The sequence below is a fragment of the Lysinibacillus halotolerans genome, assembly GCF_003711845.1.
Taxonomy (GTDB): domain Bacteria; phylum Bacillota; class Bacilli; order Bacillales_A; family Planococcaceae; genus Ureibacillus; species Ureibacillus halotolerans.
The window spans coordinates 35,158-58,021 of the sequence record NZ_RHLQ01000019.1; the positions used below are offsets into that span (position 1 = coordinate 35,158).

25 protein-coding genes are annotated in these 22,864 nt (G+C 36.2%); 21 read left to right on the forward strand and 4 right to left on the reverse strand.

Annotated features, from left to right (window positions below; translation table 11 throughout):
* Positions 1-236: 236 nt before the first annotated feature.
* From EC501_RS09265 to EC501_RS09295, 7 genes are all read left to right on the forward strand, one after another.
* Positions 237-671: a hypothetical protein gene (locus tag EC501_RS09265; protein WP_338322897.1), complete on the forward strand. Its 435-nt coding sequence runs from the start codon at positions 237-239 to the stop codon at positions 669-671.
* A gap of 159 nt (positions 672-830) precedes the next feature.
* Entirely contained in the window at positions 831-1,322 is a 492-nt protein-coding gene (locus EC501_RS09270) for a DinB family protein (protein ID WP_158599697.1), read from the forward strand.
* Between the two features lie 227 nt (positions 1,323-1,549).
* Positions 1,550-2,383, forward strand: a complete 834-nt coding sequence (locus EC501_RS09275) for an alpha/beta fold hydrolase (protein WP_122972007.1) — start codon at positions 1,550-1,552, stop codon at positions 2,381-2,383.
* 195 nt (positions 2,384-2,578) lie between these two features.
* The gene (locus tag EC501_RS09280) at positions 2,579-3,295 is read left to right on the forward strand and encodes a carboxymuconolactone decarboxylase family protein (protein ID WP_122972008.1); all 717 of its coding nucleotides are present in this window, start codon (positions 2,579-2,581) and stop codon (positions 3,293-3,295) included.
* Positions 3,296-3,311: 16 nt separating this feature from the next.
* Complete coding sequence (locus tag EC501_RS09285; protein WP_122972009.1) at positions 3,312-3,998, forward strand: CoA transferase subunit A; 687 nt, start codon at positions 3,312-3,314, stop codon at positions 3,996-3,998.
* On the forward strand, positions 3,991-4,644 hold the full coding sequence (locus EC501_RS09290; protein WP_122972010.1) for a 3-oxoacid CoA-transferase subunit B: 654 nt from the start codon (positions 3,991-3,993) through the stop codon (positions 4,642-4,644). Before EC501_RS09285 ends, EC501_RS09290 begins: the two co-directional genes overlap by 8 nt.
* The gene (locus EC501_RS09295; protein ID WP_122972011.1) at positions 4,641-5,831 is read left to right on the forward strand and encodes a thiolase family protein; all 1,191 of its coding nucleotides are present in this window, start codon (positions 4,641-4,643) and stop codon (positions 5,829-5,831) included. Before EC501_RS09290 ends, EC501_RS09295 begins: the two co-directional genes overlap by 4 nt.
* 16 nt (positions 5,832-5,847) lie before the next feature.
* Here the strand turns inward: EC501_RS09295 and EC501_RS09300 are convergent, their stop codons facing one another.
* Positions 5,848-6,171, reverse strand: a complete 324-nt coding sequence (locus EC501_RS09300) for a DUF3870 domain-containing protein (protein ID WP_122972012.1) — start codon at positions 6,169-6,171, stop codon at positions 5,848-5,850.
* A 141-nt stretch (positions 6,172-6,312) separates the two neighbouring features.
* Between EC501_RS09300 and EC501_RS09305 the strand changes: the two genes are divergently transcribed.
* The 6 genes from EC501_RS09305 to EC501_RS09330 all read left to right on the forward strand — a co-directional run bounded on the left by EC501_RS09305 (position 6,313) and on the right by EC501_RS09330 (position 11,792).
* A complete protein-coding gene (locus tag EC501_RS09305) occupies positions 6,313-7,644 on the forward strand; it encodes a short-chain fatty acid transporter (RefSeq protein ID WP_122972013.1) in 1,332 nt (443 codons plus the stop codon).
* A 59-nt stretch (positions 7,645-7,703) separates the two neighbouring features.
* Positions 7,704-8,318, forward strand: a complete 615-nt coding sequence (locus EC501_RS09310) for a hypothetical protein (protein ID WP_122972014.1) — start codon at positions 7,704-7,706, stop codon at positions 8,316-8,318.
* A gap of 18 nt (positions 8,319-8,336) precedes the next feature.
* Positions 8,337-9,218 carry a 3-hydroxyacyl-CoA dehydrogenase NAD-binding domain-containing protein gene (locus EC501_RS09315; RefSeq protein WP_122972015.1) on the forward strand — a complete coding sequence of 294 codons (882 nt, stop codon included), beginning with the start codon at positions 8,337-8,339 and terminating at the stop codon, positions 9,216-9,218.
* Complete coding sequence (locus EC501_RS09320; protein WP_122972016.1) at positions 9,208-10,260, forward strand: zinc-dependent alcohol dehydrogenase; 1,053 nt, start codon at positions 9,208-9,210, stop codon at positions 10,258-10,260. The genes EC501_RS09315 and EC501_RS09320 overlap by 11 nt, the downstream gene beginning before the upstream one ends.
* 11 nt (positions 10,261-10,271) lie before the next feature.
* On the forward strand, positions 10,272-10,955 hold the full coding sequence (locus EC501_RS09325) for a cyclase family protein (protein ID WP_122972017.1): 684 nt from the start codon (positions 10,272-10,274) through the stop codon (positions 10,953-10,955).
* Positions 10,956-11,264: 309 nt separating this feature from the next.
* The gene (locus EC501_RS09330; protein ID WP_122972018.1) at positions 11,265-11,792 is read left to right on the forward strand and encodes a DUF2179 domain-containing protein; all 528 of its coding nucleotides are present in this window, start codon (positions 11,265-11,267) and stop codon (positions 11,790-11,792) included.
* Between the two features lie 107 nt (positions 11,793-11,899).
* On the opposite strand, the gene EC501_RS09335 is transcribed toward EC501_RS09330, so the two are convergent.
* On the reverse strand, positions 11,900-12,523 hold the full coding sequence (locus tag EC501_RS09335) for a DUF1643 domain-containing protein (RefSeq protein ID WP_122972019.1): 624 nt from the start codon (positions 12,521-12,523) through the stop codon (positions 11,900-11,902).
* Between the two features lie 255 nt (positions 12,524-12,778).
* Positions 12,779-13,969: a PucR family transcriptional regulator gene (locus EC501_RS09340; RefSeq protein WP_122972020.1), complete on the reverse strand. Its 1,191-nt coding sequence runs from the start codon at positions 13,967-13,969 to the stop codon at positions 12,779-12,781.
* Between the two features lie 171 nt (positions 13,970-14,140).
* Here EC501_RS09340 and EC501_RS09345 point away from each other — a divergent pair, with 171 nt between their 5' ends.
* From EC501_RS09345 to EC501_RS09380, 8 genes are all read left to right on the forward strand, one after another.
* Complete coding sequence (locus EC501_RS09345) at positions 14,141-15,379, forward strand: Zn-dependent hydrolase (protein ID WP_122972021.1); 1,239 nt, start codon at positions 14,141-14,143, stop codon at positions 15,377-15,379.
* 31 nt (positions 15,380-15,410) lie between these two features.
* The gene (hydA, locus tag EC501_RS09350; RefSeq protein WP_122972022.1) at positions 15,411-16,826 is read left to right on the forward strand and encodes a dihydropyrimidinase; all 1,416 of its coding nucleotides are present in this window, start codon (positions 15,411-15,413) and stop codon (positions 16,824-16,826) included.
* 27 nt (positions 16,827-16,853) lie between these two features.
* Positions 16,854-18,221 (forward strand): NAD(P)-dependent oxidoreductase, encoded by a 1,368-nt coding sequence (locus EC501_RS09355; RefSeq protein WP_122972023.1) that lies wholly within the window; start codon positions 16,854-16,856, stop codon positions 18,219-18,221.
* Between the two features lie 17 nt (positions 18,222-18,238).
* Positions 18,239-19,519 (forward strand): NAD-dependent dihydropyrimidine dehydrogenase subunit PreA, encoded by a 1,281-nt coding sequence (preA, locus tag EC501_RS09360; RefSeq protein ID WP_122972024.1) that lies wholly within the window; start codon positions 18,239-18,241, stop codon positions 19,517-19,519.
* 57 nt (positions 19,520-19,576) lie between these two features.
* The gene (locus tag EC501_RS09365) at positions 19,577-19,792 is read left to right on the forward strand and encodes a hypothetical protein (protein WP_122972025.1); all 216 of its coding nucleotides are present in this window, start codon (positions 19,577-19,579) and stop codon (positions 19,790-19,792) included.
* Between the two features lie 173 nt (positions 19,793-19,965).
* Positions 19,966-20,721: a DUF2087 domain-containing protein gene (locus tag EC501_RS09370; RefSeq protein WP_241559310.1), complete on the forward strand. Its 756-nt coding sequence runs from the start codon at positions 19,966-19,968 to the stop codon at positions 20,719-20,721.
* A 28-nt stretch (positions 20,722-20,749) separates the two neighbouring features.
* Positions 20,750-21,094 (forward strand): GIY-YIG nuclease family protein, encoded by a 345-nt coding sequence (locus EC501_RS09375; protein ID WP_122972027.1) that lies wholly within the window; start codon positions 20,750-20,752, stop codon positions 21,092-21,094.
* A 179-nt stretch (positions 21,095-21,273) separates the two neighbouring features.
* Positions 21,274-22,296 carry a hypothetical protein gene (locus EC501_RS09380; RefSeq protein ID WP_122972028.1) on the forward strand — a complete coding sequence of 341 codons (1,023 nt, stop codon included), beginning with the start codon at positions 21,274-21,276 and terminating at the stop codon, positions 22,294-22,296.
* Positions 22,297-22,426: 130 nt separating this feature from the next.
* On the opposite strand, the gene EC501_RS09385 is transcribed toward EC501_RS09380, so the two are convergent.
* Positions 22,427-22,744, reverse strand: coding sequence for a thioredoxin family protein (locus tag EC501_RS09385; RefSeq protein WP_122972029.1), 318 nt, complete (start codon positions 22,742-22,744; stop codon positions 22,427-22,429).
* Positions 22,745-22,864 lie beyond the last annotated feature (120 nt).

The window sequence follows — 22,864 nt, forward strand, 5'->3', positions numbered from 1 at the left end:
TTAGTGTAAGGGAAAGAAAAAGCATGTCGTTAAAACATATTCAAGAAAATGGATAATATTCGTAAGTATACAAAAGGGGATTTTTTAAAGGATAGGTGATTGACTATATAGAAATTAGACAAGCTAATTGGAAAAAGTTTTCAAAGAAAATTGTTGACTCATGATACTCAACCTAAGCCTACCTTTTATTCCTACATAAATTAATGTTAGCTCATAAAAGAAGGGAGGATTTTGCAGTGCGTCCTATTGATTTTAATGATGAGTCCCCACAACGTCAATCATTTCCAGGAGGTTTCCCAGGAATTCCGGGAGGAGGATTTCCGGGATTCCCAGGTGGCGGTGGCCCAGGAGAATTTCCAGGGTTCCCGGGAGGTGGATTCCCAGGAGGAGGTCCAGGCCAACTTCAAGCTCCAACGGCACCACCACCAAGTTTTACACCACAAATGACTTCATTCCAACAACAAGAATTCGCTAGCAGAGGTGGAATAGGTGGAATTAGACGGTGTTTCTTCCGAAATACTTTTATTTGGCTAAGAAACGGTAATAGTTTTTGGTTCTTCCCTATGATTGCCTTTGGAAACCAAATAATTGGATTCCGATGGAGAGGAACGAGAGGTTGGGTGTATGATTCTATCAACCGAAATCGAATATTATTCTTCCAATGCTTTTAATTAACATTCTCTATTCACCCACCTCCTAAAAGAACAGAATACCCCATTTCAAAAGTGAGATGTTCACACGTCTCACTTTTTAATTTGACTATAAGGTTCTAAATGAGAGATAAATAGAATAAGTGAATAAGAGACCGTTTGTACTTGAGGAGGATGGAAATGGAAATAAAAAAAGCTCGAGAAGAAGTTTGGAATAGTGTAGTAGGTTTAACAGATGCACAATTAAACGAAGTAGTGGAAGAAGGAAAATGGAGTATTGCACAAGTACTAGAACATTTACATTTGATGGAGGAAAATGTCATTAGATTAATTCATCATGCTTTGAACCAAAGTGAATTCGAAGAACCAGGATCATTTCCCGTTCAAATGGTTGCCGATCGGACTAAAAAAGTAACTGCTCCGGAAATTTTAAATCCATCGAATAAGTTTCAAACATTAGAGGGATTAAAAACGAAACTATCGCAATCTAGAGATTCATTGGAAAAAGTGATTCAAAATTTAAGTGAAGATGATTTAAACGAAAGGACAATGGAACATCGTCGATTTGGAGTATTATCTATAAAACAATGGATATCTCTTGTCGGTTACCATGAGCTACGCCATATTGGTCAAATAGAAGAAATAAAAAAAGAGTTAGTAGAGACTGTTTAATTGTTTGAATAGGTAGGAATTCGACATCGTCTGGATTCCTACTTTTTTCGAAATAACTTAAAATAGTATTTTTTTGATATATGACATTTTCTGCTGAAGGGTGAATTTGAACGATTTATAATCCGGTTTATAATTATATCAATATAACAAAAAGTTGATAAATATGAAATTTGACAATTAAAAACATTGGGTGTAAAAATGATTCTAAATGTTGAGGAGGGGTAGATGTGGAAACAAATGTAGTGAATGTGAACGGGGGAGAATTATTTTATGCAGATTATCCTGGAACTCAAGGAACAATTGTAGCCGTACATGGTTTAACGGGTAATCACAAACAAATGCATTATTATGCACAATTGTTAAAAGGGGATTATCGTTTTATTTCGGTCGATTTAAAAGGGCGCGGAAATAGTGGGCAAGCTCCCGAAAATACAAGTATTGAACAACATACAAAGGATATTCTTGTTCTTTTAGAACAGTTGGAAATTGAAAATCCAATTTTGATGGGTTATTCAATGGGGGCTTTTATAATGGCAAACGTTGCAAGTAAACGCTCAGACGTAAAAGGTGTAATCTTATTGGATGGTGCAGCAACTGCTACTGACCATCAACGAAACATTATTGAACCTTCATTAGGACGCATTAGTAAGTTATATGAAAGTGCGCAAAGTTACATAGATGAGATTAAAGGGATATATGGTCGTCTCGGTGTGGAATGGACAGATCATATTGAAAGTGTTGGTCATTATGAAATTGGAAAGGTAGATGGATACTGGAAAAATAAATCTGATGAAGCAAAAATTCGTCAAGACTTAGAAAGTTTCTTTGAATATGAACCATCCCAAGTCTTTTCGAACATATATTGTCCGATTTTATTAATTCACTCGGAAGGTAATATCGGAACAAATCCTGCCTTATTTTTAGCAGAGCATTACAGTAAAACTTTACAATTTGCTAAAAATATTCATAAGTTCACATCTCCGAGTAACCATTATACATTAGTATTTTCTAATCGACCTGAAGTTAATAAAGCGATTGTTCAATTTTTAAAAAATTTGTAAAAAAGAGTTGAAATTTAGCGAAAATTATGCAAACATTATATCAAATCATATTGAATGGCCTATCGAAGAGGCGTAAGGAAACGAACTTTCCTTTCATAACCGATTCGAATAGTTGGCTGCATTCCTCAAAACGACAAAGGTTTTATGATGTCGGGAGGAGTGTAGCCATTTTTTATTTTCTAAGGGGGAATATACGTGTCACTAGGACTTGATTACTTTAAAAAAGTTTATGGTGTAATTCCTGGATGGGTTCAAAAAATGTACGACTACAATCCTGAAATGTTACAACATTATACTGCTTTACGGGGTGCTGCAATGTCTTCGGGGGCTTTATCAGTTAAAGAGAAAGATATTTTATTAGTTGGAATGAATGCCGCAAGATTATATGCACGAAGCATGGTTTATCATACAAAAGGTTCGATAGACGGAGGAGCTACGTTAGAAGAGCTTGCGGAATATTTAGTAGTGGCATATCACTACGGAGGTGAAAAAGCGTTGCAAATCGGATTGCAATCCTTTGAATATGCCCTAGAGTTAACGGGAGCGAAATCTATCAAAATATCCCATGAAAGTAATGGTTCAGAGATTATTCGTTTTTATGGACAGTTTGCAACTTCAGATCAAAGTAGAAGCTATTTTGAACAGTTGGCAATTCTATTTGACCGTGGAGATGTAAACGCTTTAAAAGCAAAGTTGCTCGAAACAAATTCTGTTACAACACAGATGAAACATATTTTAATGACAGGGATATATACAACTACTTTAAATAACGAAGAAACAGATGTTTGGGCTAAAAAGGCAAGAAAGGTAGGAGTACAAGAAGCCCAATTAGCTGAATTAGGATATGCCTGCTTATTAACTGCAGGAATACCATCTTGGTTTGAAATTAGTGATGCGTTAATAGAGAAATAACGGGGTGATGACAACAATGAAAATTTTCAAGACAGAAAAAGAGGCGTTGGCTACTGTTCAAAGCAACCAGACGATCATGGTTGGCGGTTTTGGACTTGTTGGGGCGCCCCTTACGTTAATCGATGCATTAGTCGAATTAAATGTAAAAGACTTAACAATTATAAGCAATAACTTAGGTGAGCAGGGAAAAGGACTCGGAAAATTGCTTCAACAAAAAAAGGTGAAAAAAGCAATTGGCTCTTATTTCACTAGTAATCGGGACGTTGGTGAAGCATATCAACGGGGGGAGCTTGAAATTGAATTAATGCCCCAAGGAACATTGGCTGAATCCATTCGTGCAGGTGGAGCTGGAATTGGTGGTTATTACACAAAAACTTCCGTTGGAACAGATCTTGCAAAAGGAAAAGAAACGAAAGTAATTGATGGAGAAGAATATGTTTTTGAGAAAGCTTTAAAAGCAGATGTTGCAATCATTCGAGCAAATAAAGCAGATACACTTGGAAACTTAATTTACTACAAAACAGCAAGGAATTTTAACCCGATAATGGCGACAGCAGCTAAATATGTTGTAGCAGAAGTAGATGAAATAGTAGAAGTTGGTCAATTAAAAAGCGATGAAATCGTCACACCCCATCTTTTTATTGATGGTGTGATTGTTGCTAAAAAAGTGTTAACAAAGGATGGTGTCGTTAACAATGGCTAACCTAGTACAAGAATTAATTGCAAAAAGGGCAGCACAGGAACTACAAGAGGGAGAGGTCATCAATTTAGGAATTGGCATTCCAACTTTAGTTTCAAAGTATGTAGAGGATAAAAAAGTATTCTTCCATACCGAAAATGGCATGCTCGGGGTGGAAGATGTAATAGAAGAAAATATGGATCCGAACTTGGTGAATGCTGGAAAGCAACCGGTAGGAGAAGGAATTGGATCATCCTTTTTTAATAGTGCGGATTCCTTTGCCATGATTCGTGGTGGACATATCGATGTTGCTATATTAGGAGTACTCCAAGTGGATAGAAAGGCTCAAATCGCAAACTGGGCAGTACCAGGGAAAAATATTATCGGAGTTGGAGGGGCGATGGATTTACTAGAAGGTGCAAAGAAAGTAATCGTCACTACTACTCACACATCTAAAGATGGAAAAAGTAAATTGTTGAAGGAATGTACTTATCCTATTACTTCTAATAGAAGTGTAGATATTATCATTACTGAATTAGCAGTATTCCGATATTTGGATGGAAAATTACATTTAACGGAATTAATGCCGGGGGTAACAATTGAAGAAGTAGAAAAGAATACTGAAGCAGAGTTTATTAACTCACTTAGATTAGGGGGAAAGCCGTTATGAAGGAAGTAGTAATTATCGACGGTGTTCGAACTGCGATTGGGAAATTAGGTGGCTCTTTAAAAAATGAAACAGCGGATTTCCTTGCTGAAAAGGTGATAAGTGCACTAGTAGAACGAACAGGAATCGATTGTAGTGAAGTAGACGAAGTAATATTAGGACAAGCAAAACAAAGTGCAGATCAATCAAATGTAGCTCGTGTTGCTGCTTTACGAGCGAAATTACCTATTGAAGTTCCTGCCTATACGGTACATCGTCAATGTGGATCAGGCTTACAATCGATAAATAATGCCGCTCAACAAATTGCCGTAGGGCTGAGTGATGTCATTATTGCTGGTGGAACAGAGTCAATGAGTACAGCTCCTTATTATATTCGCAATGCTCGTTATGGTTTTGGCGCAGGTAACGGATTAATTCTTGATCCGAATACAGAAAGTCAACCGGGGTCACAACCTGATCATTACAACATTCATACGATGGGAGAGACGGCAGAAAACTTAGCGGAAAAATATAACATTTCCCGTGAAGACCAGGATGCCTTTGCGCAATTAAGCCAAGACCGTGCCCATCATGCCATTGCAGAAGGCTACTTTGAAAATCAAATTGTTCCTTATGAAGTGAAGGGAAGAAAATCAACGTCGGTATTTTCCGTCGATGAACATCCACGACTTACTTCAATTGAAAAACTTTCAACTTTGAAACCTGTATTTCGAAAAGAAGGTTCTGTTACAGCAGGTAATAGTAGTGGGAGAAATGATGGTGCTTCGGCATTATTAGTAATGTCAAAGGAAAAAGCAGATCAATTAGGCTTAAAACCGAAAGTAAGAATCATTGCACAGGCTGCTGCTGGGGTGGATCCAACCATTATGGGGATTGGACCAGTACCTGCAACGTTAAAAGCATTAAAACAAGCCAATTTAACAATAGAAGATATTGACGTTATTGAATTAAATGAAGCATTTGCAGCCCAGTCATTGGCAGTGATGGAAGAGTTAAATTTAGATATTGGAAAAGTGAATCCAAACGGAGGAGCCATTGCATTAGGTCATCCAATTGGGGCAACAGGGGCAATTTTAATGACAAAATTGATTCATGAATTAGAAAGAACAGGTAAACGTTATGGTTTAGTTACTTTATGTATTGCGGGTGGGTTAGGAATTTCGACGATAGTTGAAAACTGCCAAATTTAACATTTGGCAGTTTTCATCAACTATTTTTGATTTTCTCTAAATAACGTTTTTGTGCAGATTTGATAGCAACAATGACAGACCCTGTTGATGGTGTTACATAATGATCTTCAACACGGGAGACTAATTCATCAATATTGGATGTAATGTCAAAACCGACAAGCATACGTCTGAAAAAGTCTTGTGCAAGTCTTGTTACAAAAGTAAACTCAGCATCGATAATTTTATGAGTCTTTTTATCAATTTCTAAAACAATCCCTGCGTGCTTGTACACTTCATACATCGAAGTGCCTTGAGGAGCTTTTGCATAAGCTGTCACAAGTATTGTAGATAAGTTTTGCATAATGGTTCCTCCAAATAGAGTATTTTTAACTATTTTACCATGTGAAATAAAAGTTTTTAGTAGATTTATAATTTTAAAAATAACTAGGGGATATTTTCAAATCGGAAAATGTAAACGCTTAAAATTCAAGGGGGAATAATCGTGGGAAAGTTAACAAACTTCTTTACTAATTTAATGAAGAAATATATGCCAGATCCATTTGTATTTGCAATTGGGTTAACATTACTAACATTTATTTTAGCTCTTTTAATCGAAGATATTTCATTCACAAAGCTTACAACAGCTTGGGGAGATGGATTTTGGGATTTATTAGCCTTTACTACTCAAATGGCTGTTATTTTAGTATTTGGTTATGTACTAGCTACTGCACCAGCAACGGATAAACTGTTGAACAAAATTGCTAGTAAGGTAAAATCGCCAAAAACGGCTGTTATCGTTGCAACGCTCGTGGGTGCCATCGGTAGTTATTTAAACTGGGGATTTGGTTTAGTAGTAGGTGGGATTATTGCGAAAAAATTAGCTATACGAGTTAAAGGGGTTCACTATCCTTTAATTATTGCAGCAGCTTATTCTGGTTTCACATTTTATGGTTTAGGTTTATCAGCTTCTATTCCTATTTTAATTTCAACACCTGGTCATTTCTTAGAAGGGGAAATGGGGCTTATTAACTTAGCTGAAACGATTTTTAGTTTACCGATGATTATTCTGACGATCGTCCTATTAATTGTTTTACCGTTCTTTAATGCAATGTTGCATCCAAAAGATCCGAATAATGTTATTGAAATAAATCCGGATTTATATGCTGAAGCTCAAGGGGAAAAGCCTAAATTACTAGAAGATAATACGTTTGCAACAAAACTAAACAACAGTAAAATTTTAGCTTATACCATTGGAATATTAGGTATCGTTTACTCTATTTTCTACTTTGTAAACGGAAATACATTAAACTTAAACATTATTAACTTTATTATTTTATTTTTAGGGATACTTTTACTTGGTACACCTGCTCGTTATGTGGAACATATTAATGATGGTATTAAAACAGTATCAGGAATCATTTTACAATTCCCGTTTTATGCAGGGATTATGGCGATTATGGCTGCATCTGGTTTAGTTGATACGATTGCCCATTTATTCGTTAACATTTCAACGGAACATACTTTATCATTCTGGGGATTAATTAGTTCTTTCTTTATTAATTTCTTTGCACCTTCTGCAGGTGGGCATTGGACAGTACAAGGTCCATTTATGATCGATGCTGCCCAATCATTAGGGGCATCCGTTGCACAAAACTCCATGGCTGTTATGTTAGGGAACGCCTGGAATGATATAGTTCAACCGTTTTGGATTTTACCAGCATTAGCTTTATCCCGTCTAAAATTAAAAGATATTATGGGATATTTAGTAATGATTATGTTATTCGTAGGTGTATTCTATATTGCTGCAATTTTATGTTGGTCTTATTTATTTTAAGAAAGGAAAGCCTTTGTTTTGTAACAAGGGCTTTTCTTTAGAAATAAGGGGTGTTTTTGTTGAAAGAAACTATATTGAAATTTGTACAGGATGGAAGGTTAACAGCTAAGGAAAAATGTTTATTATTAGTTGGATTGTTTGCTGCAAGGCGTGAAGAACAAGAGATGCTTCAGGCTGTTGATGCAGCCGTAATAAAAGGGAATGGGGTAGCCGAAATTGCGGAGTTAATTGCAGCAGCAATTATTTCTCGTGGCATCCCAACGTGGTTATCGGGAATTGAGGCGATATCGAAGGCCATTGAGTTAACTGATGAAAATGCAACGTTACCGAACGATGAAAACATTGCTTCTTTTGCCACAAAGGAAGAATGTATTCAATACTATCAAACAGAATTTGATGTGTTACCAAAATGGATTCAATATTTAGTCGATTATGCACCGGATACTCTTCTTAAATATAGCAATCTACGAACAACTTCATTGAGAGACGGTTTAGTATCTCGTCTTTTAAAAGAACTGCTTTTATATGCAATTAATATTTGTGATGGGTATCCAAAGGGCATTGAGATTCATAAAACGAATGCATTACAACTCGGCGCAGATCAAAGTTTACTGTACGAAGTTAAAGATTTGTGTGTTTTAGCAGTTGGTCTTAAGGCTACTGCGCTTGATTAAGTAGGAAGGAGAGTATAGATGAAAATATTAGTCATTGGTGGAGGGTTTATGGGTACCGCATTAGCGACTTATTTTAATGCCCACGGAGTAAAAGTTTCAATCTATGAAACGTTTGAAAAGAAAAGAATCGAATTAATGAACGATATACGACTTTCCGATATTCAGATACTGGATGAACTTTGTACTATTGAAGATTTAGATTTTATTATCGAGGCGATTCCTGAAAATTTGGAGGCTAAACAACATTTATTTGCAAAACTTGAACAACTTTTCCCGCCAAATATTACGTTATGTACAAATACTTCGAGTTATTTAATTAGTGAAGTAGCAAAATTAATGGAACAAAAAGGTCGTCTTATCGGCACCCATTTTTTCTCGCCAGCCAATATTTCTCCTTTAGTGGAAGTTGTGCCAAGCGAGTATACGGAACAATCTAGAATTGAGGATGTAATGGCTTTATTAAAGTCGATGAAAAAGAAGCCTGTTTTATTAAAAAAAGAAATCGAAGGATTTGTCGCTAATCGACTTCAAAGCGCCCTTGCTAGGGAAGCGATGTCGCTAGTCGAAAAGGGAATTGTATCTGCGGAGGAACTGGATTTTATTGCGAAATGGAGTCTTGGAATTCGCTTAGCGAATACGGGGCCCCTTGAGCAGCGAGATATAAATGGATTAGACACCCATTTAGCAATTACGAAATATGTATATCCAACTCTTGAAAATCGTCCAACTCCTTTACCGATTCTTGAAGAGAAATGTGCAAGTGGTTCTTTAGGGTTAAAAACGAAAAAAGGTTTTTATAATTGGGAAACAATCGATGTACAAGCCTATCAATCAAAGAAGAACAACATTTTAAATCGAGTGATTGAAGTCGTCTCAGAGGGGGATCGTAATGAAGTATAAAGCATTAGTAAAAAATTCAGCTGCCAAACATGACGTGAAGTTTGTTGAATATGAGGTACCAGAATTAAAAGACAATGAATGTTTAATACGGGTAAAAGCTGTTGGAATTTGTGGAAGTGACTTACATATGTATGATGGCCATGGGGGATATGATTGGGTCACTTATCCATTAGTTTTAGGTCATGAAGTGGTAGGGGAAGTAATCGCGGTCGGTAACCATAATGCTACTGAATATTTAAGTAAACGAGTAGTGATCGACCCTTATAAAAGCTGTGGACAATGTGACTTTTGTCTTCGCGGGGAAACGAATCGATGTGATTTTAACGAGTTTAGAACAGTCAAAACACCGATTGAAGCTTTACGTTATGGATTTAGAGAAGCTGGTGGAATGGCACAATTAATGGTTGTAGATATAAAGAATATTATTCCAATTGATCAAAACGTATCAGACGGTGTAGCGGCAATCTCTGAAGCTCTTGCAGTAAGTTATACTGCTGTAAAAAAAGTGGAGCATTTTCATAGTAAGCGTATACTAGTCGTTGGACCAGGACCTATCGGGCTTGGTGTAGCAGCTGTATTAATCGGTTCAGGTAACAAGCAAGTAGATATGCTCGGTACAGCTGTCGATGAAAATCGATTAAAGTTATCAAAATTGATAGGAATAAAATCTACCTTTATGTCGGAAGAAGAAATTTTATCAAAAGATTTTAAAGGCTACGATGCTATCATTGATTGTTCTGGACATCCGTCGGTTCCTCAAATGGCAGTGAGATTATTAAAACGTGGAGGTCAATTAGTACTTGTTGGGATTAACTCTGTCCCTTTCTCAATTGCAATGGATCAAATAGTTCGAGGTGAAATTTCTATAGATGGAAGCTATGGCATCACAAGAAGAAATTATGAAGAAGTATTAAAATTAGCTGCCATTCCATCGTATCCATTTGAAAAGTTAATAGCAGAAAAAGTACCCTTTACCCAATGTACAAAAGGGTTTGAAAAGGCATTAAATAAAGTCAGTGGAAAAGTAGTTATAACAATGTAGGAGGCTTACATATGAAAATAATTGACTTAACTTTAGAGATTTATGACGGATTGAAATCCTATTTATCCCATCCGCCAATCGTTATAAGACCAGAATCCACTTTTGAAAATTCCGGCCATCGTTACGTAGAACCGTGTGAAGGCTTTGAATCTCGCTTTTTAGAAATGTCCGATCATAGTGGGACACATATTGATGCGCCTTTGCATTTTATACGGAACAGTCAGTCAACAGCAGAAATGGATTTAACTCGATGTTACGGTGAAGCGGTTTGCTTAGATGTGACACCGTTTAAACAAGCAAAAGATGAAGTAACATATGACATGTTAGAAAAAGCAGTAGCAGCACAGGGAATTGAAGTACAACAAAATGATATTGTACTAATACGAACTCGTACAGGCCAGTGGGGAGAAGAAGGATTTTTTGAAGAGGGGGCGTTTGCTCCAAGTGCAGGTGATTGGCTTATTGATAATCAAGTAAAATGTGTCGGATTAGATCTAGCAAATATTGATACCCATGATAATATGGCGCGTGAAGTGCATATGAAAATCTTACCTGTACCTATTTATATCATCGAAAATTTAGTTAACTTAGATCAATTACCAAAGGACAAACATTTCACTTTTAGTGCATTACCTTTAAAATTAAAAAATGCAACAGCCTCTCCAGTACGCGCGGTGGCCATTATAAACGATTAAATATCATAAACTCCTTCGAACTTTTCGAAGGGGTTTTTTAAATTTTATTGAATTTTAATTATTAAGTTGTAAAACTAGTATAGAGTAATTGGGTGTATAAGTCATACTGATAGAAGTTAACATTGTTTGATTTTTGAAAAATAGGGAAAATTAAAGTGGATAGAATAACTTAAAGTACTGTTTTTTTCAATAATTTGTTTAAAAGATGGGCTGAAAATAAGGCTAGAACATATTCATTCACACGAGTACAATACTTAATTATGGGTAAAGAATAGTAGTAAAACTCTAATTTTTAGTGAGGCGTTTCCAATGACCAATATTTTGTTAATACTAGTGTTACAACTCGTATATGTACCGTTATTAACGTTACGGACCATTTTTCTAGTAAAGAATTTAACGATGTTTGCAGCCGTTTTTGGGATATTAGAAATGCTGATTTATGTATTTGGACTTTCTTTAGTATTTAATGGAGATCAAAGCTTATTGGCTATGATTGTATATGCCGTAGGTTTTGGACTAGGCATGTTTTTAGGAACAAAAATTGAAAACAAATTAGCAATTGGATATGTTTATGTCACCATTAATACGCAACATAAAAATCAAGAGCTCATCGATACTTTGAGAATAAATGGATTTGCTATTACGACGTTTGTTGGAGAAGGTCGAGATAGTGATCGATATAAGTATGAGATTTTGGCAAAGCGAAACCGGGAAAAGGAGCTTTTTGAACTTGTTGAGTCAATAGAACCAAAGGCATTCATTATTTCTTACGAGCCGAAATCCTTTAAAGGTGGCTTTTTAGTTGACCGTATGAGAAAAATAGCAAAAATGAAATAAAAAGAGAGCTAGGAATTGAATCCTAGCTCTTTTCTTGTTCTAATACAAACTGAATTTAAAGGGTCAGAGATAGATCATCTCACTATCTTAGGGATATTAGTTCTTTTTTAATGAAGGTAATTGGATATGTGTGTGTTAAAAGATTCAATTAATTGTTGAAGTCGTTCAGCTTTGGCAGGACCATTTGGACATGGGTGATAGTATTCGTTATTATCTGATTGAATACCGAAGTATGGGATTCCGCTATCTTCGATCAATTGGAGCCATTCTTTTTTCTCTTCCTCAAAAAATCTCCATCGGCTTCTTTTTTCAACTCCCCAACCGATTAAAATCCACGGATGTTGGGACATTTCTAGTAAAGAAGGGAGAGTAATCGTTGGATATTTGCCGGTTATTTTCAAATGCTCAAATAACTCAATTGCTTCAATTCCTATTGTATTACGTACATAAAATAAATTGTAAAGATGGAGCCTGCCATCTAATTCAGAATGGGTAGCTTTCATAAATTGAACTAGTTGTTTCATTGTATTGTCTAATGTTGTTTCGTCGGTATGGGAACCATTCATAATGAGTTTTTTCTTTGCCTCACCTTTTAAATGAGCAGAACCAGGATTTAACATCACAACGGCACCTAATGACTTTCGGGAAGTTCCAAATTGAATAAATGCATTTGTCCGGTAAACTTCCTCGCCAATTAGCTGAAAAGTAGCAATTGCCCTCACGTTTTCCACCCGTAAACCCCCATGTAAACTTAGTGTTATTCATATTATTCTTCCAAACTCGGAATTATTAGCGCAAATTTACTATTATGAAGATGGAAAATGATAAATATCCATTATTTTATAATGGGGGAACAAATATTATATCGTTAGGTCCCATTTATTCATAAGTTTCTAATAGCTGAAATTAACATGTTCATGGCATTTACAATTCTAAGGAAGACAGAGGGGCATATAATAGATAAAACCTAAATCCACTATTTACATTCAACTTTTCTGACTCAAAATATCCTCAATCATCAATGCAACATTTAAATTTGTTCTCGTAAAGGTATTATTTAAGTCCACATCTAGTAAAGATTCTATTTTTTTAATTTTATAAGTGACAGTATTTCGATGGATAAACAGCTTTTGGCTTATTTTATTTGGGCTACCACCTTCTTCGAGAAAAACGCGTAAAAATGGAACAAAATCTGTATCATGCAAATGATCATACATATAAAGGGGGCCAAGCATGTCTTGTTGAAATTGTTTAATAATTGATTGATCTGCAACACCCATAATAATTTTATACGTGCCGATTTCTTTGTACTTATGAATAAAAGGATTTTTATGATGTTGTACTAGATGGATGACAGTTAATGATTCGTTGTAACTTTTAGATACGTTCTCCAAGGAAGCTGAAAAATTCCCCATACCAATGATTAAATCCAGTTGTCCATTTAAGTCGACCACTTTTTCGTATATTTTTTCTACTGTTTTAGAAAAAGGTAATTGTTCTGTTTTAACTTCATGGCGATTTATTAAGAAGATGAGTTGATTGTTATGTTTTAGAGTTAGGAAATAATTATAGCGTTTTTGAAATTCGTAAAAAATAATAGCTGTATAACGATTAATGCTATTTTTGGAGGAAGATGACGTTGTACAAGTTATGATTCCTAATTCTGCTCCTTTAGGAAATCCCCGTTTCTCTAATTGTTGTGGGATAGATGTTCGAAAAATATTTTGATCATAACGGAAAATCAGATTGTATAAAAGCTTTTCATCACTTTGTTGTTCATGAAGCGATTGTTGTTTTAATGAGATAAATTGGAAGGTATTTTTTAGTAAATCTGCAATGCGGTAGTTCCAGTCCATCACAAAGATAGGGAAATGGTTTTGATTGGCGAATTGAATGATTGTTAATGGTACTTGAGATATGTAAGGTCCAGTATTGATGATAAAACCTGCCACTTTCTTTTCAAAGGACTTGCTTATTAATTCTTCTAATTGACTGGCATTATTTTTCATTTGAATTCCTGTAGTGACAAGTAGTTCATTTGGACGGCAAAAGGGAATTAAATCTGCACTTTCGATAACATTAATACCAGATAGTTGTCTATATACTCCCTTTTCACCTGCAATCAAATGAAGCTGTCGAAATTCAGGTTCTAATAATAAGTCGCTTATTGTAGCCATATGAAACTCCTTTCATCAAATAGATTGTTAGAAGTTTTAACATTAGAATAGTGCATTTGCACAAAAATTTTTATATCGATTGACCATATTTTGTGAATTAATTTTACATTAAAATTAACAATAAATCCATATGTTACTAATACTAACGTAGGTTAATTGGAGGGGTGTTTGATGTACAAATGTAATGAAGCCCGATTAAAGGAATCGATTGTTATGTTTAGTCGCTTTGGAGCTACTAAAAACGGCGGTGTAACAAGACTTTCTTTATCTGCAGAAGATGTACAAGCACGAGATTACTTTTACGAATGTTGTCGAGAGTTAGGATTGGAAATTCGGGTAGATGATCTGGCGAATATGTATGCAACACTCCCAGGAAAAAGCGATCTACCTCCGATTGTGATGGGTTCTCACCTTGACTCTGTCGTAAAAGGGGGACGATTTGATGGAGTACTAGGAATTCTTACGGCATTAGAAGCAATAAAAACAATTAAGGAGAATGACATTGAACTGGATGTTCCATTAACCATTGTCAATTTTACGAACGAAGAAGGGGCGCGTTTCGAACCTTCTATGATGAGTTCAGGAATTTTATCAAAAAAATTTGATAAACAGAAAATGATGCAATCAACAGATAAAGATGGAGTCACCTTTAAACAAGCTTTGCAAAAGAGCGGTTATGAGGGAGATGAAGAAAACCGATTAAAAGAAGCCTCAGCTTATATAGAACTACACATTGAGCAAGGACCAGTTCTTGAAGCGGAGCAAATTGAAATAGGCGTTGTAGAAGGCGTACTAGGAATGGTTTGCTATGAAATTCGTATATTTGGTGAATCCAATCATGCGGGAACAACACCGATGAAAATGCGAAACGATCCTTTGTTTTTAGCTAATAAATGTATAACAAAGCTTATAGAAGATTTAGCAAAGGTTGACGATGAGCTTGTTTATACTATTGGTCGAATGAATGTTACCCCAAATATTCATACCGTTATTCCAGACAAAGTCGTGTTTACTATTGAAGCCCGTCATAAACAGCCAGAAAAAATTAGAAAAGTAGAAGTAATCATTCATTCCCTTCCAGCAGAATCAGGGGAATGCAAGATAGAAAAAGAGAAATTATGGGATCGGGATACTGTCCATTTTGATTCGTCCATTTGCAATCAAATTGAACAAGCTTGCCATGGTTACGGATATTCATCTAAACGGTTATATAGCGGGGCAGGACATGATGCCCAATTTATGGCGTCTTATATTCCTTCGGCAATGATTTTTGTTCCAAGTATAAAAGGGAAAAGCCATTGTGAAGAAGAGGAAACAACTTTTGAAGATTGTGTTAAGGGGGCGGATGTTCTTTTAGAAACCGTTTTAAATCTTCAGACGAAGATTGCGATGAAAGAAGCGTTCATTTAGTTTAATAACAATGGGAAAAGGAGAAATGTAAATGACTAAGAAAATTATTACAGGCGGCACAATTGTAACAGCAACTGATACGTATAAAGCGGATATCCTCATTGAAAATGAAAAGATTGCTCAAATTGCCGCGAAGATTATCGACTCGGAAGCGGAAATAATTGATGCAACAGGAAAATATGTTTTCCCGGGGGGCATCGATCCGCATACTCATTTAGATATGCCTTTTAATAATACGGTTACCGATGATGATTGGGAATCAGGTACGATTGCTGCTGCGTTTGGTGGTACAACAACGATTTTAGACTTTTGCTTAACGGCAGGTGAAACAAAATTATCGAATGCTATTGAAAAGTGGAACGAAAAATCAAAGGGGAAAGCGGCGATTGACTATGGGTATCATTTAATGATTAGCGATTTAAATGAAGAAACAGAAAAAGAGCTGCCCCTTCTTTTAGAAAAGGAAGGCATTACGTCTATTAAAGTGTTTATGGCCTATGCAAAGGAATTCCAAGCAACGGATCGTACTTTATATAAAGCTTTTAAAATTGGAAAAGAAACAGGCGCCGTTGTCATGGTTCATTGTGAAAACGGATCAGTAATTGATGAACTCGTTGAACAAGCGAAATTAGCAGGCAATACAGCACCCATTTACCATGCTCTAACACGTCCTCCTGAATTAGAGGGAGAAGCGACAAAACGAGCAATCGAATTAGCTCATGTAGCAGGAGCAACCCTTTATGTTGTCCACGTAACTTGTAAAGAAGCAGTAGACGAAATTATAAAAGCCCGCGAAAAGGGTTATGACGTCTATGGTGAAACTTGTCCTCCATATTTAACATTAGACCAAACGGCATTGGAAAAACCTAATTTTGAAGGTGCTAAGTATGTATGGTCACCACCATTAAGACCGATATCTCACCAAGAACCTCTTTGGAATGCATTAAAAGCAAAACAACTACAAACAATTGGCTCCGATCAATGCTCTTTTAACTTCAACGGTAAAAAACAACTAGGATTAAATGATTTCTCTAAAATACCTAATGGCGGTCCCTTTATTGAAGATCGATTTTCTGTTTTATATTCAGAGGGTGTCGCAAAGGGACGCATTTCTTTAAATGATTTTGTCGATATGATTTCAACGAGTGCGGCGAAAATCTTCGGTTTATACCCGCAAAAGGGAACGATTGCAGTTGGGTCCGATGCAGATATTGTACTGTTTGATCCAAGTGTAAAACGAACGATTTCTGCTCAAACCCATCATATGAACGTTGACTATAACGCCTTTGAAGGTTTGGAAGTAACGGGTGAGCCGATTAGTGTGCTACTAAGGGGCGAATACGTCATAAAAGACAAGCAATTTGTAGGTTCCCTTGATTATGGTAAATATATTAAACGCAAACTGGCAAAAAAACTAAGTGATGAAGAAGCTGTAGTACCTAATTAAGCTTGAGTTTACTTTAGGGGGGATTAAATGAGTTCACTTACTGGAGGGCAAATTTCTTTAAACCTAACTGATAATTTTAAAGAAATTCATCCTGGTTTAACGAAAAGGGAAGCTATCGAAGAAGCCAATCGTTGTTTATATTGCTATGACGCACCTTGTATAAAGGCTTGTCCGACTAGCATTGAAATTCCTAAATTTATTAAAAAGATTGCATCGGGAAATTTAAAAGGTTCAGCTAAAACGATATTAGAAGCAAATCCTGTCGGTGCTAGTTGTGCGCGGGTTTGTCCAACGGAAGAGTTATGTGAAGGAGCTTGTGTTTTAAATAACGAAACGAAACCGATTTCAATTGGTCATCTTCAACGTTATGCAACGGATTGGGCAATGCAACAAAGGAAACCGTTGTTTGAAGTAGGAGAAAGAAACGGTAAAAAAGTGGCCATAATCGGCAGTGGTCCAGCAGGATTATCGGCAGCTAGAGAGTTAAGTTTACTAGGTTATCAAGTAACTATTTTTGAAGCTGAGAAAGAAGCTGGTGGATTAAATCGTTATGGTATTGTTTCATTCCGATTGCCGACGGAAGTTGTTCAGTGGGAAGTGGAACAAGTAAAACAACTGAATGTCGACATTAAAACGAATACAGTTGTAGGGATCGACATTACGACAGAGGAACTTCTAAATCAATTTGATCGAGTTGTTGTAGCCGTCGGAATGGGCAACGTCCCCCATCTTGGGATTGAGGGGGAAACATTAAAGGGTGTATATGACGCCATTGAATTTGTAAAAAGAACAAAGATGGAAGAGCCAACCAATGAGCTAGTTGGTAAAAAGGTCATCATAATAGGTGCGGGAAATACGGCTATTGATGCAGCTACAACGGCTGTTCGATTAGGTGCTGCCAACGTTAAGATTGTTTATCGTAGAACGAAAAATGAAATGACGGCTTATCAGTTTGAATACGACTTTGCTAAGCAAGATGGTGTAGAGTTTCGATGGTTAACCGCACCAACGAAAATTATCGGAAATGAACAAAATGAAGTGGTTGGATTAGAGTGTATAAAAATGGATTTAGGGGAAATAGGTCTAGATGGAAGACAAAAGCCAGTTCCTATCCAACAATCTGAGTTTGTTTTAGAAACGGACGTGGTCATTAAGGCGATTGGCCAATCGAGACATATTCAATTAATAGAAAGGTTCGGTTTAGATCATTCAAAGGGTGTAGTAGAGGTAAATCCAGAAACCTATCAAACATCTCAAGAAAAAGTTTATGCATGTGGTGATGTCGTTTTTGGAAATGGTCAAGGGGAGGCAATGGTTGTGACTGCTGCTCAGCAAGGGAAGGAAGTCGCAAAAGCCATTCACCGTTCATTTGTGCTGCAATCGGAAATTGCGTAATAAAGGAGGAACTATTAATGGCAGATTTACGAATCAATTTAGCGGGCATTAAGTCACCCAATCCTTTTTGGCTTGCTTCAGCACCACCGACCAATTCGGGATACCAAGTACAAAGAGCCTTTGATGCTGGTTGGGGAGGGGCTGTTTGGAAAACGTTAGGCGAACCAATTATTAATACGACTTCCCGATTTGCAGCCCTCAGCTTTAATGGTCAACGGGTAGCGGGATTTAATAATATTGAGCTCATTACGGACCGCCCTTTAGAAGTAAATTTAAAGGAAATATATGAGACGAAAAAACGTTTTCCTAATCATGCGATTATTGCTTCCCTTATGGTCGAACCAAAACAGGAAAAATGGCATGAAATCGTAAAGCGGGTTGAAGAAGTAGGGGTTGACGGGTTGGAGTTGAACTTTGGTTGCCCCCATGGAATGGCTGAGCGCGGAATGGGAGCTGCTTCTGGGCAAGTACCTGAGTTAGTTGAAAAACAAACCTATTGGGTGAAGGAAGTAGCAAAAACACCTGTTATCGTCAAACTCACTCCTAACATAACGGATATTACCGTTACAGCAGAAGCAGCAGTTCAAGGTGGAGCCGATGCTGTTAGTATGATTAATACAATAAACAGTTTAATGGGTGTCGATTTGGATACGTGGAACACGATCCCCCATGTTGCAGGAAAGGGAGCCCATGGAGGCTATTGTGGTCCCGCTGTAAAGCCGATTGCCCTTAATATGGTAGGCGAATGTGCAAGAAATCCGCTTATTAATGTCCCTATTTCTGGTATCGGTGGAATTTCTAACTGGCAAGATGCCGTTGAATTCATTTTAATGGGGGCTACCGGTGTCCAAGTATGTACAGCAGCAATGCATCATGGTTTTAGCATTGTGGAGGATATGATAGATGGCTTAAACAATTATCTCGATGAAAAAGGAATTACTTCCATAATGGATATCGTCGGAAAAGCGGTTCCGAAATATTCCGATTGGGGCGACTTAGATTTAAATTACAAAGTGGTAGCGCGCATTAACAACGATGTGTGCATCAATTGTAATAAGTGCCATATATCTTGTGAAGATACGTCTCATCAATGTATTGACATGTTGAAAAATGAAAAAGGTGAACCATATTTGAAAGTACGGGAAGAGGATTGTGTCGGATGTAATTTATGTGCGATTGTTTGTCCAGTTGAAGGTGCTATCAATATGGTGGAAATGAAACAACCTTTACCAAGTATGACATGGAATGAGAGACAATCGAGCATTGCCCGCTTCAAAATGGATAAAGTAGCAAAGTAAAGTTCAAGTCTTTTGTCATATGGAATAGAGTTTCAATTGAAAAAGTGAGGTGGACGTGTGTCAGAGCATATGCAGTATTTAGAGGAGAAGAGAAAAATTGATAGTTACTTTGATAAGGGCTATCAAATTGTAAGTATTTTCGAGAATTTAAGTGGTACGTTCGTTGACTTTGTAACAAGTCATGATGCCGGTGAACGGGAAATTGTAGAATTACAATTACTTACTGCAGAAGCACGCAAATATATTGCATCAAAACTAATCGTCGCAAATTAAACTTAAAAGAAAGTAGAAAAACTTGTAAGGATTTCTTCGTCCTTACAAGTTTTTTGTTAGATTGACAAAAACTAAACAATCAATTAAAGTGTTTGTATAAATATAAACGAATTTTAGTTTTGTTTATCTATTTATAAACATTTATGTTTGACGTTAGTATTGGGGGAGAAAAAGTGAACCAGTTGGAACCATTTTGGAATGCATCTTTAGAGGAAATTAAAAGGGGATATACGGAAGATCAATATAGATACTCATGTTTATTATGCGGAGAACAAGTGGAAAAAGGGATTATATATCCTGAGGAACAGGTTTTCTATGAAGCAGAGCGATTTATTCGTTTACACATTGAAAAAAATCATGGCTCTGTATTTGATTATTTAATCGGATTAGATAAAAAAGTAACTGGTTTAACGGAGCATCAAACGATGTTGCTACGCCATTTTTACGCTGGTAAAAATGATAAAGAGATTCAACAAGAAATGGAAATTGGCAGTAGTTCTACAATTCGACATCATCGATTTATGTTGAAGGAAAAGGAACGTCAAGCTAAAACATTTCTAGCTATTATGGAGTTGTTGAAGGAAAAGGATCAATATGCACCTGCATTTGTGGAGCCTCATAAACATGCCACAATGGTAGACGACCGTTATGCGGTAACAACTGAGGAACAATCGAAAATATTGGAAAAGTATTTTCAGGAAGGGTTATCTGGTCCTTTAGCGAAATTTCCTCCTAAGGAAAAGCAACGCATTGTAGTATTACGAGCAATTGCGAACCGTCTTAATCCCAATGCAACTTATACAGAAAAAAAACTAAATGACATATTAAAAATGATTTACAGTGACTATGTATTGATTCGAAGATATTTAATTGAGTATGGGTTTTTAGATCGGAAATTAGATGGCAGCATGTATTGGTTGAAGAAGTAACATGATTAAAAGAATGTAGGTGATACGGATGGATAGAAAAAAAGAGTTAAAGCAACAATACCAAGAGGTTGCCATTGTTGCAGGTGTGTATGAAATTAAAAACAATGTAAATGGAAAAGTGTTTGTTGACAGTACACGTAACTTAAAAACCATTAACGGTGTAAAATTTAGTTTAGACAATCAAGTTTTTAAAAACAAAGCGCTCCAAGCGGATTGGACGCAATTTGGAAAAGATGCCTTTTCGGTTACGGTATTAGAATCATTAAAAAAAGATGAGAAGGACCCATATTTCAATGAAAAAGAAGCTTTGAAGGAATTACAACAAAAATGGTTAGAAAAGTTAAAGCCTTTTGGTGAACGAGGTTATAACTAATAAAATATAATATTGATGAGAAGGGGTTGCGCTGTACATATAGACGCCCCTTTTTTTGTTGTCGATAAAATAAGGAAAATGTAACAAGAAAGCGACAAAAACTTTTTCAATTCATTCATTTCATTTCCAATTGTTTCGTAATATATAGAGACATTATTTGGTAGGGGGAGTGCATTTCTTTGAAAATTCTCCGCTTTCTCTTAGTTACCTTTACTTTCTTTTTAGTAGGTTGTGAAGAGTCAGTGGAAGTAAAGCCAGTTGTAACAATAGAAACTAAACCATTAGTAGAAGCTAGTTCAGTTGTAGAAGTTTCTGAAGGAGATACAAAAAAATTGGAGGCTTCCGGTGACGAAGTTCAATTACTAGATAATGCTTGCTATAGTAACGAGATTTACATTGAAGGGGAGGACATTTGTGCCTTAGAGATTCAATGTATAGATGATGATTCCTGTATTGAATGGGGGAATCGTATTATTAAAGGTCTTGAAGCCGATTATGGCTCTCTTGTTCATGAAGAATCTGTTGCAACTGGTAATGAAGGAGTAACGGTGCTCACTACTTATAATGTCGATCATAGCCAGGAAGTCATCTATACTAATCAAAATATTTCCATTGAAGAGAGGACTTATCATGAAAACCTATGGTCTAGCTTTAGTTGGTTAATTCCCGAAGCGAAACGAAAAGAAATTAATCGTTTTGAAGTGTTTGACAGTGGAGATACCCTCGCTTATGTTTCCCTTTATGACCCGTATGGTAAGTATTGGACCCTCGGGATGAATCAAAAAGATATTGAACTTGCCTCCGAAACCCTTGTTACATACTTACATGAATATGCCCATTTCCTTTCATTAAATGAAACCCAAGTGAACTATTGGGTACCTGAGAAACGGTGCCAGTCCCTTTATTTAATAAATTCAGGATGTTTTTATAAAGATGCCTATTTAACCTATTTTTATAAACAATTTTGGGAATCGGGAGGACATGGTAAATTGGAAGACTTTTATGTTTCAAAATATGCGATGTATTCTCCGGAAGAAGACTTTTCAGAATCATTTGCCCACTTTGTGTTAACGCAAACACCAAAGGGGGACAATGTAAAGGAAGAAAAGATATTATTTTTTTATCAATTTGAGGAGTTAGTGCAATTGAGAACAGAGATTATAGCCCGGACTGCTACTTGGTTGATTAGAAGTGTTATTTAATACTATCCGCAAAAAATCCCCTTCGCCTAATGCGTTGGGGATGTTGTTTTTTGCCTTAATGAATCCGTTCAAAGGGAAGTGAAATTTAATTGTAATGTTAGAATACCCGCAATCGAAGAAGTTATGATTGTTAATTTAAACCATCGATAAATAACTCAATTTCTTCTTGTGTTTTTCGATCTTTACTAACAAATCGTCCGCTTTCCTCACCATCTTTATAGGCGATAAAACTTGGGATACCAAAAACGTCTAATTGGATACAAAGATCAATGAATTCATCCCGATCTATTTTGATAAATTGATATTCAGAAGCGTATTTTTCTTCAATGGATGGCATAAACGGGTCGATGAATCGACAATCTTTACACCAGTCCGCCGAAAACATAAAAATCGTTTGTCCTTCAGATTTTAGTTGTTCAAATTGTTCAACCGATTGTAAATTTTCCACGAGATAATTCCCCCAAAATTAATTTTTTCTCATCTTACCATACATATGTATTATTTTCCTGTTCGGAAATTGAGGAATTTGACAAAAACTTCTGCAAATAATATTCCACAAATCGAACAA

Excerpts from the sequence above, each read along its gene's own strand:
- EC501_RS09270 (WP_158599697.1), top strand. The coding sequence starts at position 831 with ATGGAAATAAAAAAAGCTCGAGAAGAAGTTTGGAATAGTGTAGTAGGT.
- EC501_RS09285 (WP_122972009.1), top strand. The coding sequence starts at position 3,312 with ATGAAAATTTTCAAGACAGAAAAAGAGGCGTTGGCTACTGTTCAAAGC.
- EC501_RS09290 (WP_122972010.1), top strand. The coding sequence starts at position 3,991 with ATGGCTAACCTAGTACAAGAATTAATTGCAAAAAGGGCAGCACAGGAA.
- EC501_RS09295 (WP_122972011.1), top strand. The coding sequence starts at position 4,641 with ATGAAGGAAGTAGTAATTATCGACGGTGTTCGAACTGCGATTGGGAAA.
- EC501_RS09300 (WP_122972012.1), bottom strand. The coding sequence starts at position 6,171 with ATGCAAAACTTATCTACAATACTTGTGACAGCTTATGCAAAAGCTCCT.
- EC501_RS09315 (WP_122972015.1), top strand. The coding sequence starts at position 8,337 with ATGAAAATATTAGTCATTGGTGGAGGGTTTATGGGTACCGCATTAGCG.
- EC501_RS09320 (WP_122972016.1), top strand. The coding sequence starts at position 9,208 with ATGAAGTATAAAGCATTAGTAAAAAATTCAGCTGCCAAACATGACGTG.
- EC501_RS09325 (WP_122972017.1), top strand. The coding sequence starts at position 10,272 with ATGAAAATAATTGACTTAACTTTAGAGATTTATGACGGATTGAAATCC.
- EC501_RS09330 (WP_122972018.1), top strand. The coding sequence starts at position 11,265 with ATGACCAATATTTTGTTAATACTAGTGTTACAACTCGTATATGTACCG.
- EC501_RS09340 (WP_122972020.1), bottom strand. The coding sequence starts at position 13,969 with ATGGCTACAATAAGCGACTTATTATTAGAACCTGAATTTCGACAGCTT.
- EC501_RS09345 (WP_122972021.1), top strand. The coding sequence starts at position 14,141 with ATGTACAAATGTAATGAAGCCCGATTAAAGGAATCGATTGTTATGTTT.
- hydA (WP_122972022.1), top strand. The coding sequence starts at position 15,411 with ATGACTAAGAAAATTATTACAGGCGGCACAATTGTAACAGCAACTGAT.
- EC501_RS09355 (WP_122972023.1), top strand. The coding sequence starts at position 16,854 with ATGAGTTCACTTACTGGAGGGCAAATTTCTTTAAACCTAACTGATAAT.
- preA (WP_122972024.1), top strand. The coding sequence starts at position 18,239 with ATGGCAGATTTACGAATCAATTTAGCGGGCATTAAGTCACCCAATCCT.
- EC501_RS09375 (WP_122972027.1), top strand. The coding sequence starts at position 20,750 with ATGGATAGAAAAAAAGAGTTAAAGCAACAATACCAAGAGGTTGCCATT.